Origin of the sequence: Paraglaciecola mesophila KMM 241, from assembly GCF_000315015.1 — a bacterium.
Classification (GTDB): Bacteria; Pseudomonadota; Gammaproteobacteria; order Enterobacterales; family Alteromonadaceae; genus Paraglaciecola; species Paraglaciecola mesophila.
On record NZ_BAEP01000008.1, the window covers coordinates 43,051 to 57,300 of the forward strand.

Genomic DNA, 14,250 nt, shown 5'->3' on the forward strand with positions numbered 1-14,250 from the left:
TGCATGACAACTAAGTTTTTCATTGGCACAGCTATCGCGGTTAGTGTTTTAAGCGCGTGTAGTTCATTAGAAGAGCGACAAATCGCCAGCGGTAATTTTGAATATACCAAGCAACAGCCAGGTCATGATATTCAAGTACCAGCCGATGTTGACCGTCCTAATTTTAGTCAGGCTTATAAGCTTCCTGCTTTAGATGCTGATGCGCCGCGCAATTTTATCGGCAAAAAGCTCAAGGTCGTTTCACCCTCGTTGGTGTTGCCTTTAGTCACTGGCTCTCATGTTGATGATGGCAGTAAAGACGCGAAAGTGTTTTTCGACCAAGTCGACGATAGCCAACCGCTAGACACCACCATTTGGAATTCGCTGCTAAGTTATTTAGAAGAGCAGGGCATTGGCATTGATTCGTTCGATAAAGACAAACAGCGCCTCGTTACCGATTGGGTCGTGGTCAAAGAGATTTTAGATGATCATTGGTACAGTTGGTCATCTGTTGAGCGTGACACCAGCCAACGCTTCGAATTTGATTTAGAAATGAAATCTCACGGGCGTACAGCAACATTGAACGCGCACTTAGTGGAATATAAAGAGCGTCAGGGGGAAGCCGTTGTTGCTGATAAATCTGATGTAGATTCACGCGCTAAAGAAGTCGACATTTTGAATAAGGTGATTGGGCATTACGAATATCAAATTCGAGTGGCTGATGCAAAGCGCATACGTGAAATTCGCCGTGGTATGCAAATTACTATTGGCCAAGATGACGAAGATGCCCCCGCGTTTATTATCGACAGTAACTACGACACAGCATGGCCCCGCGTACTGTTGGTGTTACGGAAACTTGGTTTTGACGTGAAAGATTACGACAAATCTAATGGTTTACTGTTTGTTAAATACAACGGTACCGAGAGTGGTTGGTGGGATTCAGTATGGTCTAACGACGAGAATGCTTTACCCCTCGAAAAGCAGGAATATCGCTTCAGAGTGGAAGAAGCGGGAGAGCAAACCTCGTTGACTGTGCTTGATAACGAAAGCACACCATTTACAAAAGAAAAACTGACTGGGTTGTATGATGTTTTTGCCCGTGTAATGGCAGACGACAATCTAGATATATAGTAGATTTGGTATCGTTTGAAAGAGCACCGCAAGGGTGCTTTTTCATTTTTAGGCAACCCTTTTTGAGGACAATCTTGTATGAGCTTCGCTGATAAAGTGCTTGCTGTTAATGACAACCTTCCGATTCGCACTGATTTACCTGTACACAGTGGCAAAGTTCGCTCTGTTTATTGGTTAACAGAACATGACAGCCGACGTCTTATTGAAGAGCATAATTACCCAGTTCCGAAAGACACGCCATTGGCCATCATGTTGATAAGCGATCGTATTTCAGCGTTTGATTGCATTTGGCATGGCGAAGAAGGTATGCAAGGCGTACCTGGGAAAGGCGCAGCTTTGAATGCTATTTCAAACCATTGGTTTGGCCTATTTAAAGAGCAGGAGCTGGCTGATAGTCATATATTAGACATTCCTCATCCATTGGTATGGATTGTTCAGAAAGCTCGCCCAATCATGATTGAGGCGATTTGCCGTCAATATATTACGGGCTCCATGTGGCGCGCCTATGAAAAAGGCGAGCGCGAGTTTTGCGGTATCCGCCTGGAGGAAGGGTTATCAAAAGACAGCAAGTTAGCCAATATATTGATTACTCCGTCCACCAAAGGTGTTCTTAAAGGCATTGAGGGTGTGCCAGAAGCAGATGATGTCAATGTATCTCGCAGTGATATAGCGCAAAACTATGCTGCGTTTAATTTTAACTCTGCTGATGACATTGCTTTGTACGAAAAATTATTGACTGAAGGCTTCGGGGTCATAAGCCATGCGCTTGACAAAATAGGGCAAATTTTCGTAGATACAAAGTTCGAATTCGGATACGTAAAAGACGTAGAGGGCAACGATAAATTAATTTATATGGATGAAGTGGGTACCCCAGATTCATCACGTATATGGGACGCCAAGCAATACGAGCAAGGCTGTATAGTCGAGAACTCAAAAGAAGGGTTCAGGCAGTTGCTGCTTAATTACTTCCCTGATCCTGACATCTTGCTTAACAAAGAGCGTATGGATGAACGCGAGGCATTAGCCCGAGACAATGCCTTACCTATAAAGGTGTTAATGGACATATCAAAGACCTATACGCAAATAGCTGAGAAAATCACCGGCCAAAAAATTGTGCTCAGTGATAATCCTAAAGAAGAAGTGATCAATGTGTTACGGGATAAGTACCAGCTTATTGACTAAACTCCTATCTCGTTTGAAATGTGAGATTCATAAAGCCAGCTAGTTTGCTGGCTTTTTTTGTTTTATAACCGTTAATTTAACAAGCCTCTTTTTAGCCAACTCCAATCGATCGACGCTGCGAGTGCACGGGAGATTGGATTACGCTTTAATTTTTATATGGCCCAAGGGTTTACAGCAACAAGCCAGTATTTCACCGTCATCGATGAAAGCAAGAGGATCAAGTAAGTATTCTACTTCACCTTCGATTAACTGCGTTCTGCATGCGCCGCAAAATCCCTCTTTGCAGTGGTATTCCTTAGGAATATTATGGGTGAGTAAACAGTCGAGGAGATTGTTGTGAGCAAACGAAATCGTTTGCTCACAGGGGGCGTCTGGGTCATGTTCAACAACCGTGACTTTTTTGCACACTATAGCTCGAACTCGTCGAAGTCGTTGCTGCCGACTTCAGAGTCGATTTGGCCGACAAGATAGGAGCTGATCTCGGATTCTTGCGGAGCAACCTGTACGTTGTCTGAATTCAAATAATTATTCATCCAAGGCAAGGGGTTATTTTTAATATCAAATGGCTGACCTAGGCCAATCGCTGACATTCTGTGGTTCGCAATAAACTCCACGTATTGGCATAAAATATCTTTATTTAGGCCAATCATTGAGCCGTTCTGAAATAAGTACTCAGCCCATTCTTTCTCTTGATTGACTGCATCAAGGAATATATCCGTGGCTTGTTGTTTATATTCAAGGGCGATTTCAGCCATTTCAGGGTCGTCTTTACCTTTCGCCCACAAGTTCAAAATATGCTGCGTCGAGGTCAAGTGTAGATTTTCGTCACGTGAAATCAGGCGAATAATTTTAGAGTTACCTTCCATTAATTCACGCTCAGCAAAAGCAAACGTACACGCGAACGACACGTAAAAACGAATTGCTTCCAAGGCATTCACAGAATTCATGCACAAGAATAGTTTTATCTTTAGCGTACGCATAGTCACAACGTGCTCTTCACCATTGATAGTGTGCGTACCTTCCCCCAGTGTTTGCCAAAGTTGGGTGTAAAAAATCAAGTCGTCGTAGTATTTAGAGATATCAGCTGCGCGCTTTTTGATCTGCTCATTTTCAACGATATCAGAGAAAATACTGCTAGGGTCGCCAAACAAGTTACGCAAAATATGGGTGTACGAACGTGAATGGATGGTTTCAAAAAACGACCATGTTTCAGTCCATGTTTCTAGCTCAGGGATAGAAATAATCGGTAAGAACGCAATGTTCGGGCTACGACCTTGAATAGAGTCTAATAACGTTTGATATTTCAAATTCGAAATAAAAATATGCTTTTCTGATTCACTCAGCTTTTGAAAGTCAACTCTGTCTTTACTGACATCTACTTCTTCGGGGCGCCAGAAAAAACTGATTTGCTTCTCGATAAGTTTTTCGAAAATGCTGTGTTTTTGTTGATCATAACGGGCAACGTTGACCGGATTGCCAAAAAACATAGGTTCTTGCAAAGGGTCGTTATTGATTTGATTAAACGTTGTGTATTTCATGAATGTTAGCAGACCATTTAGAGTTGAATTCGCCCTTTAGTCACGCACTAAAGGGCACAGAAAGAAAGTACGCAGAAGGATTAAATTTTACACGCACCGCCAGCACAATCGTCGTCTTCTTCAACGACCGCTTCTTGTGGAACGAACTGGGTTGATTTCAGCTCTTGTTGTGATGTATCTGCTGCGCCATCACGAGTGTTGTGGTAGTACAAGGTTTTTACGCCCAGCTGATAAGCGGTTAGCAAGTCTTTTAACAACAACTTCATGGGGACTTTGCCACCGTCGTATTTGTTCGGGTCGTAACTGGTGTTAGCTGAAATCGTTTGATCAATAAACTTTTGCATAATACCGGTTAACTGCAAGTAACCATCGTTAGACGGTAAATCCCACAACAATTCGTACTTGTCTTTCAGCAATTCGTACTCAGGTACCACTTGCTTTAACACACCATCTTTACTGGACTTAACACTGATGTGGCCACGTGGCGGCTCAATACCATTGGTGGCATTTGATATCTGTGATGACGTTTCAGATGGCATCAAGGCTGATAAGGTACTGTTACGTAGCCCATACTGCTTGATGTCGGCGCGTAAGCTGTCCCAATCACAATGCAGTGGCTCGTTACAGATCTTATCTAAGTCTTTCTTGTAGGTATCAATTGGCATGATGCCTTGAGAGTAAGTGGTCTCATCAAACTTAGGACATGCGCCTTTCTCTTTTGCTAGGTTACAAGACGCACGCATCAAGTGGTATTGCATGGCTTCAAACGTACGGTGAATTAGGCCATTTGCACTGCCATCTGAGTATTTAACCCCGTTCTTAGCCAAATAATAAGCGAAGTTGATCACGCCTATTCCTAGAGTACGACGTCCCATCGTGGCGTTATACGCAGCGGGTACAGGATAATCTTGATAATCGAGTAGATTGTCTAGCGCACGCACGGCCAAATCAGCCATTTCTGCGAAGTCTTCCAAGCTTTCAATAGCACCTAGGTTAAACGCTGATAATGTACAAAGGGCAATTTCGCCGTTTTCGTCATTAACGTGCTCAAGGGGTTTAGTCGGCAGAGCGATTTCAAGGCACAAGTTGCTTTGACGGATCGGTGCAACTTTCGGGTCGAAAGGACTGTGCGTGTTGCAGTGATCCACGTTCTGTAAGTAGATACGGCCGGTACTGGCACGCTCTTGCATGAACAAACTAAACAACTCAACCGCTTTGATTTGGGTCTTACGGATGTTGTCATCTTGCTCGTATTTAACGTATAGCTCTTCAAATTTAGGCTGGTCAGCAAAAAATGCATCATACAAACCTGGTACGTCAGATGGACTAAACAAGCTTATGTGCTGATCTTTAATCAAGCGCTGATACATCAACTTATTAAATTGCACGCCGTAATCTAAGTGGCGAACACGGTTTTCTTCTACCCCCCGGTTATTTTTCAATACTAGAAGTGATTCCACTTCCATATGCCAAAGTGGGTAGAAAAGTGTTGCTGCACCGCCGCGAACGCCGCCCTGTGAACAACTTTTCACTGCAGTTTGGAAATACTTGTAGAATGGAATACAACCCGTATGGAATGCTTCTCCACCACGAATAGGGCTACCAAGAGCACGTATACGCCCTGCATTAACACCGATACCGGCGCGCTGGCTCACGTACTTAACAATGGCGCTGGCCGTCGCGTTAATTGAATCAAGGCTATCGCCAGCTTCAATTAATACGCATGAGCTGAATTGTCTTGTTGGTGTACGTACACCAGCCATGATGGGCGTCGGCAGTGAAATTTTGAATTTAGAGGTCGCATCATAAAAGCGCTTAATGTATTCCATGCGCGAATCTTTTGGGTAATCAGCAAACAAGCACGCTGCTACCAATATATACAGAAATTGGGCACTCTCGTAAATTTCGCCAGTCACCCGGTTTTGAACAAGGTATTTGCCTTCTAGCTGCTTGACTGCGGCGTAGCTAAAGTCCATGTCGCGCCAGTGATCAATATAATCATCCATTTCTTGAAATTCAGCTTCGCTGTAATCACTCAACAAATGTTGATCATATTTTTGCATCTCAACCATGTTTGTAACGTGGGCGAAAAGCGCTGGGGGCTCAAACTGCCCATAAGCTTTCTTACGTAAATGGAAGATAGCCAAGCGTGCTGCTAAGTATTGATAATCTGGCGCATCTGTTGAAATAAGATCGGCCGCAGAGCGGATCAACGTCTCATGAATATCTTCCGTCTTGATACCGTCGTAGAACTGAATATGCGCTTTAATTTCCACCTGAGATACAGACACATTATTAAGGCCTTTAGCTGCCCAAGTAATGACTTTGTGGATTTTTTCGAGGTCAATGCTTTCGCGCTCGCCAGTTCGCTTGGTAACGAAGAGTTTGTTATTCATGTATACGCCGTTTTGATTATAGTTTTTACAAAATATAGAAACGATGAATTTCACCATTTCTGTGGAAATTGTGCTTGACGAAGAGGGAAAGTTGCGGATCCTTTTTACAACGTCCATCCTGTCGATAAAACACAAGATAATGAGGTTTTGGTGCCTTTGCAACCCCACATCTGGTGCTTTTGTAGACGTTCAAATCAACAAGAAATTTATGTTAGTAATGACTCACCTAACAAGGCTATTCGCTTTGCACGTATAGGGAATGCAAGATCATTTTTAAGAATTATTTTTTTATAAACTTTTTTAATCGGAAAATTCAGTTGTTATAATTTCACGATATATAGTGTGTGAGTGTTTACAAAACCACTACATATCGTGTTTGCTGTTATAGGTGGGCGAGGATTGCCTGTGGTTGATCGATGTACAGATCCGCATTCCAGCTATCCGATCTATGCTCTGGGCCTATATAACCATAGTTTGCCACCACACTAAACATGTTCGCGGCTTTCGCTGCATCTATGTCACGTTTAGCATCACCGATATACCAGCAGTCTGCAGGATCAATATTCATCGCATTTGCTGCATGTATCAAGGGCAAAGGGTGTGGTTTACGTTTTTCTAGGGTGTCACCACTGATGACCACTTGGCACTGGGCAAACTCATCAAAATGAGGCAACAAAAGCTCGGTGAGCCATTGTGGCTTATTGGTCACAATACCCCAAGGGATATTATCCTTATCTAAGCGTGCAAGTAGCTCTTTGATGCCGTTAAAAGAAACGGTATCTACACATATCTCTTTTTCATATCTTTCAAGAAAAAGGGCCTTGAGTGATTCGACGTCATAATCCGCGAGCCTATCGCCAAAACCTATTTCGAGTAGACCTTGAGAGCCATCAGAAGCAATATTACGATATACGCTGAACGCGCACGAGGGCATTTTGTGTTGTTGTAAAACCCAATTTAGGGCGTTGCCTAAATCTCGTGCAGTGTCTAATAATGTACCGTCTAAATCGAACAATACGCCTTTGGGTTTATCTAGCATGTTATGCATCACCACTGTGTTGGCAATGCACGATGTAGTTCACATCAACGTTTTTGTCAGATAAATAAAACTGTTGAGTTATGGGACTCACATGCAGGCCTGTCATATGTTTTGCCACCAAAGGTGTATTGTCTACCCAGTTTAATAATTCCGAGGGTTTAATAAATTTGTCGTGATTGTGGGTATCTTTTGGCACTAACTTAAGAATGTGCTCTGCGCCGACTATCGCCATCAAATATGATTTGATATTACGGTTTATGGTCGAGAAAAATACCGTGCCGCCAGGTTTAACCAGTCTGCTACAGGCCTCAACAACAGATGACGGGTCAGGCACATGTTCGAGCATTTCCATGCACGTCACCACATCGAATTGCCCAGTGTGGGCATCAGCGAACTCTTCCGCTGTTGAGAGCTGGTAGTCAATGCTTAATTGCGATTCAAGGCTATGTAATCTTGCTACTTCAAGGGGGGCTTCGCCCATATCAATGCCGGTTACCTCAGCACCAGAGCGCGCCATACTCTCCGCTAAAATACCGCCACCGCAGCCCACATCAATCACTTTTTTGCCTTCAAGCCCTTGAGTGCGGTGCACGATATAATCGGTTCGGAGGGGGTTGATGGTATGTAAGGGTTTAAACTCCCCGTTTAGGTCCCACCAACGAGATGCCAAATCGGCAAATTTCTGTATTTCTTGATGGTCAACATTTTGCGCTGAGTTCATATTGCGGTCCAAAAATTCGAATTTCGCTATTATAGCCAGCATGTATTAAAGCTGGCTAGCGCAATATATGCGGTTTTTTAGCGTCTTTGGCTACTATATGAGCGGATCCTATCTATTTATTTTTTACGGTCAGTGATAGAATCCCAAGGCTCGATAATACGAAATTCCAGAGTTAATCGTTGACTGTTATTTTGAGGCCTAGCTCAAATGCACTGACGCGGATTGTAAATTTTATGTCTAATTCTATTTCTAATAATAATGACTAGGGACAAGGCTGTATATGACTGATCACGCCCAAGAAATTCTTCCTATTAATATTGAAGAAGAACTTAAAAATTCTTATCTTGATTACGCCATGAGTGTAATTGTAGGCAGGGCGCTGCCTGATGTAAGAGATGGCTTGAAGCCCGTGCATCGCCGGGTTTTATTCGCTATGAACGAGCTGAAAAACGATTTTAACAAACCATATAAGAAATCGGCACGTGTTGTCGGTGATGTTATCGGTAAGTACCACCCACACGGAGACTCAGCTGTTTACGATACGATAGTACGTATGGCTCAGCCGTTTTCTTTACGTTACATGTTGGTAGATGGTCAAGGTAACTTCGGTTCAGTTGATGGTGATTCAGCCGCTGCAATGCGTTACACCGAAATCCGTATGGCGAAAATTTCCCATGAATTATTGGCGGATTTAGAAAAGGAAACCGTCGACTTCGTACCGAACTACGATGGCACTGAATTCATCCCTGACGTGCTGCCCACTAAAGTACCTAACTTATTAATCAATGGTTCTTCAGGCATTGCTGTTGGTATGGCGACTAACATTCCTCCTCACAACTTAACGGAAGTTGTGAACGGGTGTATTGCGTTAATTGATAAGCCTGAGCTTTCCATTGAAGAGTTGATGGAATATATCCCCGGGCCAGATTTCCCAACCGCCGCCTTTATAAGTGGTCGTAAAGGAATTGAAGAAGCGTACCGTACGGGGCGTGGAAAAATATATATGCGCGCCCGCGCAGAGATTGAGCGTGAAGACAATGGTAAAGAGACCATAGTCGTGCACGAAATTCCTTATCAGGTCAACAAAGCGCGTCTAATTGAAAAGATAGCCGAGCTAGTAAAAGAAAAGAAAATTGAAGGCATTTCAGCTCTCCGTGATGAGTCTGACAAAGACGGCATGCGTATTGTAGTTGAAGTAAAACGTAACGAGTCAGGTGAAGTTTTACTAAACCACTTGTATTCGCAGACACAAATGCAAACCGTGTTTGGGATCAACATGGTGGCACTGGATAAAACCCAGCCTAAAGTGTTCAACCTACTTGAGATACTGCAAGCCTTCGTTTTACACCGCCGCGAAGTGGTAACACGCCGTACGGTTTTCGAACTGAAGAAAGCCCGTGAGCGTGCCCATATTCTTGAAGGTTTAGCGATTGCATTGGCTAATATAGACCCGATAATCGCATTGATTAAAGCGTCTAAAAGCCCGTCTGATGCCAAAATATCATTGACTGCTCAAGGTTGGGCGTTAGGTGATGTGTCTGACATGTTAGAGCGTGCCGGTAATGACGCTGCTCGTCCTGATTGGTTAGAGCCTGAGTTTGGTATTCGTGATGGCTTGTACTATTTAACAGAGCAGCAAGCACAAGCAATCCTTGACCTACGTTTGAATAAGTTAACCGGTCTTGAGCACGAAAAAATTCTTTCTGAGTACAAAGAGTTATTAGACCTGATTGCAGAATTACTGCATATATTAGGTAGCCCAGAGCGCTTGATGGAAGTCATACGTGAAGAGCTTGAAAAAATTCGTGATGAATTCGGAGATGAGCGTCGCACCGAAATCACTGCCGCATCTCATGATATCGATATTGAAGACTTGATTGAACGTGAAGAGGTTGTGGTGACACTATCTCGTGAAGGTTACGTTAAGTATCAAAAGCTAAACGATTACGAGTCACAGCGCCGTGGCGGTAAAGGTAAATCAGCGACCAAGATGAAAGAAGAAGATTTCATCGAAAAGTTACTAGTTGCCAATACCCATGATCACATTTTGTGCTTCTCTACACGCGGCCGATTGTATTGGCTAAAAGTATATCAATTGCCATTAGCGAGTCGTAATGCGCGCGGTCGTCCAATTGTGAATATTTTACCGTTGGAAGCAAATGAACGTATCACTGCGATTTTGCCTATTCAAGAATTTGAAGAAGGCAAGTACGTATTAATGGCTACGGCCAATGGTACAGTGAAGAAAACCGCTTTGGTTCAATACTCTCGCCCACGTGCAAACGGTATTATTGCGGTTAACTTAAACGACGGTGATGAGCTAATCGGTGTTGATATCACCGACGGCAGCAGTGATATTATGTTGTTCTCGGATGCGGGTAAAGTCGTTCGCTTTAATGAGAAAGCGCGTGATTCAGAAACAGGGGCAGTTAAAATTGATCCCGAAACTGGCGAAGAAATCCTAGCACTGCGCCCAATGGGTCGAACCGCAACGGGTGTTCGTGGCATACGTTTACAAGATGGCCAAAAAGTGGTGTCGTTGATTGTACCTCAAGGTGATGGCGCAATTTTAACCGCCACCGAAAATGGTTTCGGTAAACGTACTCCAGTCGAAGATTACCCAGCTAAGAGCCGTGCCACGCAAGGTGTGGTATCCATTAAGGTGTCAGAGCGTAATGGCAAGGTAGTCGGTGCTGTACAGGTCAATGAAAGCGACGAAATCATGCTGATCAGTGACCAAGGTACTTTAGTGCGTACTCGCGTTGGTGAAGTCTCTACCGTGGGCCGTAACACTCAGGGCGTACGTTTGATACGCACTGCAGAGGACGAACATGTAGTAGGTCTGCAGCGCATCGACGAAGTTGAAGAGTTAGAAGAAGAACTAGAGGCGTTAGCTGAGGGTGACGAGACAGTCGAAGCCGCAGCAACAGACGTGGATAACACCACGGATGAAGATCCTCAAAACGAAGAGTAAAGCCCGTAGATGATAAGGTAGGCTGCACGCTTACTTTATCGTCCTATAGTTTATTAAAACGAGCGGCTTAGCCGCTCTTTTTGTATCGGAAATTAAAGAATGACCAAGGTTTATAATTTTTGTGCCGGTCCGGCCATGTTACCCGAAGCTGTGATGCAGCAAGCCCAAAATGAATTCATCAACTGGCAGAACCAAGGTTGTTCGGTGATGGAAATGAGTCATCGTAGTAAAGAGTTTATCGCCCTTGCTGAAACCGCCGAGCAAGACTTGCGAGACTTATTGAGTATCCCTGATAACTACAAAGTGTTGTTTACTCACGGTGGTGGCCGTGGTCAGTTCTCTGCAGTGCCTCTGAACTTGTCACAAGAAGGTGACAGCGCTGACTATATCGTTAGTGGCTCTTGGTCAAAAAGCGCCGTTGATGAAGCGCAAAAATATATTAACGTGAATATTGCCGCCACTACGACCAGCGAAGACGGCCTAGTGGTGATGCCTGTCCAAGACAGTTGGAATCAAAATCCTGATGCCGCTTATGTTCACTATTGCCCTAATGAGACGGTAGATGGCGTTGAAATCAACTGGATCCCAGCAACCGGAGACATTCCCCTTGTGGCCGATATGTCATCGAATATTTTGTCGCAGCCTATAGACGTGAGTAAATTTGGGGTGATCTACGCCGGAGCCCAAAAAAATATTGGGCCTTCAGGCTTATCCGTTGTAATAGTACGCGACGACTTGTTAGACAAGGCACGCTCGATTACCCCTGCAATCTTCGATTACACGGTTATCGCCAAACATGATTCTATGTATAACACGCCACCTACATTTGCTTGGTACTTAGCTGGCTTGGTTTTCAAGTGGTTGAAAGAGCAGGGCGGCGTAGCAGCGATGGCTGAACGCAACAAAGCTAAATCAGATCTGCTTTACTCATGCATTGATGAGTTAGATTTTTATAGCAACAACGTTGCTCCAGAGTATCGCTCTCGGATGAACGTCACGTTCCATTTGAAAAACGCCGAACTGGACAAGCAGTTTTTAGCTGAAGCCGAAAATGCCGGACTAAAAGCATTAAAAGGTCATCGTATTGTTGGCGGTATGCGCGCTAGTATTTACAACGCCATGCCAATCGAAGGTGTGCAAACTTTGTTCAACTTCATGCAAGATTTTGCCAAGAGGAATGGTTAATATGAGTCGTTCAGCTCCACTACTCCTCAATCCTATTTCAGCGATTTCGGGTACAGTTAATGTGCCCGGCTCTAAGAGTTTATCTAATCGTGCTTTGTTGCTTGCCGCAGTAGCAAATGGTGAAACGCACCTGACTAATTTACTCGATAGTGAAGACATTCGTCACATGTTGAAAGCATTGACACAACTGGGGGTAAAATACCGCTTATCTGACGATAAAACCGAGTGTTGGGTGCAAGGCTTAGGTCGTGGTTTTAGTGTGGATAACCTAGAGACATTATTTTTAGGCAACGCCGGCACCGCTATGCGTCCTTTGTGTGCTGTTTTAGCCACCTCCAAAGGTGAGTTTGAATTAACGGGTGAACCCCGTATGGAAGAGCGCCCAATTGGCGCCTTAGTTGATTCGTTACGCCAGGCTGGCGCTGAGATCACCTATTTAAAAAATGAAGGCTATCCACCATTAAGAATGAAAGGCATGCCCTTAAAAGGCGGTAATATTAGTGTAGAAGGTACGGTTTCCAGTCAGTTTTTAACCGCACTACTGATGGCCTCGCCATTATTTGAACATGACAGCGTTATCAATATTGTCGGTGAGTTGGTATCTAAACCTTATATAGACATTACGCTTAATACCATGGCGCAATTTGGTATAATAGTTGAAAACAATAACTACCAAACCTTCACTATTAAAGGCAATCAACAGTACCAAGCTGCTGGCGATTTTTTGGTTGAAGGTGATGCCTCATCTGCATCTTACTTTTTAGCCGCAGGTGCGATTAAAGGCGGCACGGTGCGTGTTACTGGCGTAGGGAAGAAGAGTATCCAAGGGGATATTCGTTTCGCCGATGTACTCGAAAAAATGGGCGCGAAAATCACATGGGGCGAAGACTATATTGAAGTCACAGGTGCACCTTTGACTGCTGTTGACATGGACATGAACCACATTCCTGATGCAGCAATGACCATCGCGACGACCGCGTTATTTGCTAAAGGCACCACATCAATTCGTAATATTTATAATTGGCGCGTCAAAGAAACAGACAGATTAGCTGCTATGGCGTGTGAATTACGTAAAGTGGGCGCCGAGGTTATTGAAGGTCATGATTACATCACTATTACGCCTCCGGACACGTTGGTTCAAACGGATATCGATACTTACGATGATCACCGCGTAGCCATGTGTTTTTCACTTGTGGCATTGAGCGATACACCCGTGACGATTAATGATCCTGACTGTACGGCTAAAACTTTCCCTGATTACTTCACTCGTTTAAAGCAAATAAGCGTCTAAATTAGTGACCGCTGTGAACATGAGCTCGTGTTTACAGTGTTCACAAGATTGTAAACTTGCTTACATTGCTTATATAAATTCAACGGGTATAATTGCGCGCGATTTTCATTAGCTCAGGAGAGAGCATGCAATTATTTCCCGTCATCACAGTAGACGGCCCAAGTGGAGCTGGTAAGGGCACCGTGAGTACCTTATTAGCCAATCGTTTAGGTTGGCACTTCCTCGACAGCGGCGCGATCTATCGTGTTTTGGCTATCGCCTCTATCCATCATCAAATTGATCCTAATGACGAAGCAGGCCTATTGCCATTGGCTTCAGGCTTGGATGTTAATTTTGAGCCAGCAGAGCATGGCTGTAAGGTGATTCTAGAAGGTGAAGATGTCAGCGATGACATTCGTACAGAAGAAGTTGGGGCGGTGGCCTCCAAAGTGGCATCATTACCAAGTATCCGTGAGGCGTTACTTCGTCGCCAGCGGGCATTTAAAGAATCGCCAGGTCTTGTCGCCGACGGGCGTGACATGGGTACCATTGTATTCCCAGAAGCAGACGTAAAGATATTTCTTACCGCTAGCGCCCAAGAGCGTGCTAACCGTAGATTTAATCAGTTGAAAGAAGCTGGTCATGATGTTAGCATATTGCGCCTTTTGGCTGACATCGAGGCTCGTGACGAGCGCGACTCAAATCGCAGCGTAGCGCCTTTAGTACCAGCAAAAGACGCGCTTATTGTCGATTCTACGGAATTAACAATAACGCAAGTAATTGATAAGATTACTGAATTTGCTAGTTCTAAAATCGAAATCTGATTTAAGAGCTA

The 14,250-nt window shown here is 44.1% G+C and carries 11 protein-coding genes; 6 read left to right on the top strand and 5 right to left on the bottom strand.

Annotation, left to right across the window (positions count from 1 at the left end; all coding sequences use genetic code 11):
- The first annotated feature begins 3 nt into the window (after positions 1-3).
- Both bamC and GMES_RS03220 read left to right on the top strand, forming a co-directional pair.
- A complete protein-coding gene (gene bamC / locus GMES_RS03215) occupies positions 4-1,110 on the top strand; it encodes an NlpB/DapX family lipoprotein (protein WP_006991139.1) in 1,107 nt (368 codons plus the stop codon).
- Between the two features lie 78 nt (positions 1,111-1,188).
- Positions 1,189-2,292: a phosphoribosylaminoimidazolesuccinocarboxamide synthase gene (locus tag GMES_RS03220; protein WP_006991140.1), complete on the top strand. Its 1,104-nt coding sequence runs from the start codon at positions 1,189-1,191 to the stop codon at positions 2,290-2,292.
- A gap of 138 nt (positions 2,293-2,430) precedes the next feature.
- Here the strand turns inward: GMES_RS03220 and yfaE are convergent, their stop codons facing one another.
- The 5 genes from yfaE to ubiG form a co-directional block, all read right to left on the bottom strand.
- On the bottom strand, positions 2,431-2,700 hold the full coding sequence (gene yfaE / locus GMES_RS03225; RefSeq protein WP_006991141.1) for a class I ribonucleotide reductase maintenance protein YfaE: 270 nt from the start codon (positions 2,698-2,700) through the stop codon (positions 2,431-2,433).
- On the bottom strand, positions 2,700-3,830 hold the full coding sequence (gene nrdB / locus GMES_RS03230; RefSeq protein ID WP_006991142.1) for a class Ia ribonucleoside-diphosphate reductase subunit beta: 1,131 nt from the start codon (positions 3,828-3,830) through the stop codon (positions 2,700-2,702). The genes yfaE and nrdB overlap by 1 nt, the downstream gene beginning before the upstream one ends.
- Before the next feature lie 80 nt (positions 3,831-3,910).
- On the bottom strand, positions 3,911-6,226 hold the full coding sequence (gene nrdA, locus GMES_RS03235; RefSeq protein ID WP_006991143.1) for a class 1a ribonucleoside-diphosphate reductase subunit alpha: 2,316 nt from the start codon (positions 6,224-6,226) through the stop codon (positions 3,911-3,913).
- A 382-nt stretch (positions 6,227-6,608) separates the two neighbouring features.
- Entirely contained in the window at positions 6,609-7,265 is a 657-nt protein-coding gene (locus GMES_RS03240; protein ID WP_006991144.1) for an HAD family hydrolase, read from the bottom strand.
- 1 nt (position 7,266) lies between these two features.
- Positions 7,267-7,986, bottom strand: a complete 720-nt coding sequence (ubiG, locus tag GMES_RS03245) for a bifunctional 2-polyprenyl-6-hydroxyphenol methylase/3-demethylubiquinol 3-O-methyltransferase UbiG (protein ID WP_006991145.1) — start codon at positions 7,984-7,986, stop codon at positions 7,267-7,269.
- A gap of 280 nt (positions 7,987-8,266) precedes the next feature.
- On the opposite strand from ubiG, the gene gyrA reads away from it, so the two are divergent.
- The 4 genes from gyrA to cmk all read left to right on the top strand — a co-directional run bounded on the left by gyrA (position 8,267) and on the right by cmk (position 14,239).
- Entirely contained in the window at positions 8,267-10,960 is a 2,694-nt protein-coding gene (gene gyrA / locus GMES_RS03250; RefSeq protein ID WP_006991146.1) for a DNA topoisomerase (ATP-hydrolyzing) subunit A, read from the top strand.
- A 99-nt stretch (positions 10,961-11,059) separates the two neighbouring features.
- Positions 11,060-12,145, top strand: a complete 1,086-nt coding sequence (serC, locus tag GMES_RS03255; RefSeq protein WP_006991147.1) for a 3-phosphoserine/phosphohydroxythreonine transaminase — start codon at positions 11,060-11,062, stop codon at positions 12,143-12,145.
- Between the two features lies 1 nt (position 12,146).
- Positions 12,147-13,436: a 3-phosphoshikimate 1-carboxyvinyltransferase gene (aroA, locus tag GMES_RS03260; protein ID WP_006991148.1), complete on the top strand. Its 1,290-nt coding sequence runs from the start codon at positions 12,147-12,149 to the stop codon at positions 13,434-13,436.
- A gap of 125 nt (positions 13,437-13,561) precedes the next feature.
- Positions 13,562-14,239 carry a (d)CMP kinase gene (gene cmk / locus GMES_RS03265; RefSeq protein ID WP_006991149.1) on the top strand — a complete coding sequence of 226 codons (678 nt, stop codon included), beginning with the start codon at positions 13,562-13,564 and terminating at the stop codon, positions 14,237-14,239.
- The last annotated feature ends 11 nt before the right edge of the window (positions 14,240-14,250 follow it).

Excerpts from the sequence above, each read along its gene's own strand:
- ubiG (WP_006991145.1), bottom strand. The coding sequence starts at position 7,986 with ATGAACTCAGCGCAAAATGTTGACCATCAAGAAATACAGAAATTTGCC.
- GMES_RS03220 (WP_006991140.1), top strand. The coding sequence starts at position 1,189 with ATGAGCTTCGCTGATAAAGTGCTTGCTGTTAATGACAACCTTCCGATT.
- serC (WP_006991147.1), top strand. The coding sequence starts at position 11,060 with ATGACCAAGGTTTATAATTTTTGTGCCGGTCCGGCCATGTTACCCGAA.
- gyrA (WP_006991146.1), top strand. The coding sequence starts at position 8,267 with ATGACTGATCACGCCCAAGAAATTCTTCCTATTAATATTGAAGAAGAA.
- nrdA (WP_006991143.1), bottom strand. The coding sequence starts at position 6,226 with ATGAATAACAAACTCTTCGTTACCAAGCGAACTGGCGAGCGCGAAAGC.
- nrdB (WP_006991142.1), bottom strand. The coding sequence starts at position 3,830 with ATGAAATACACAACGTTTAATCAAATCAATAACGACCCTTTGCAAGAA.
- GMES_RS03240 (WP_006991144.1), bottom strand. The coding sequence starts at position 7,265 with ATGCTAGATAAACCCAAAGGCGTATTGTTCGATTTAGACGGTACATTA.
- cmk (WP_006991149.1), top strand. The coding sequence starts at position 13,562 with ATGCAATTATTTCCCGTCATCACAGTAGACGGCCCAAGTGGAGCTGGT.
- aroA (WP_006991148.1), top strand. The coding sequence starts at position 12,147 with ATGAGTCGTTCAGCTCCACTACTCCTCAATCCTATTTCAGCGATTTCG.
- bamC (WP_006991139.1), top strand. The coding sequence starts at position 4 with ATGACAACTAAGTTTTTCATTGGCACAGCTATCGCGGTTAGTGTTTTA.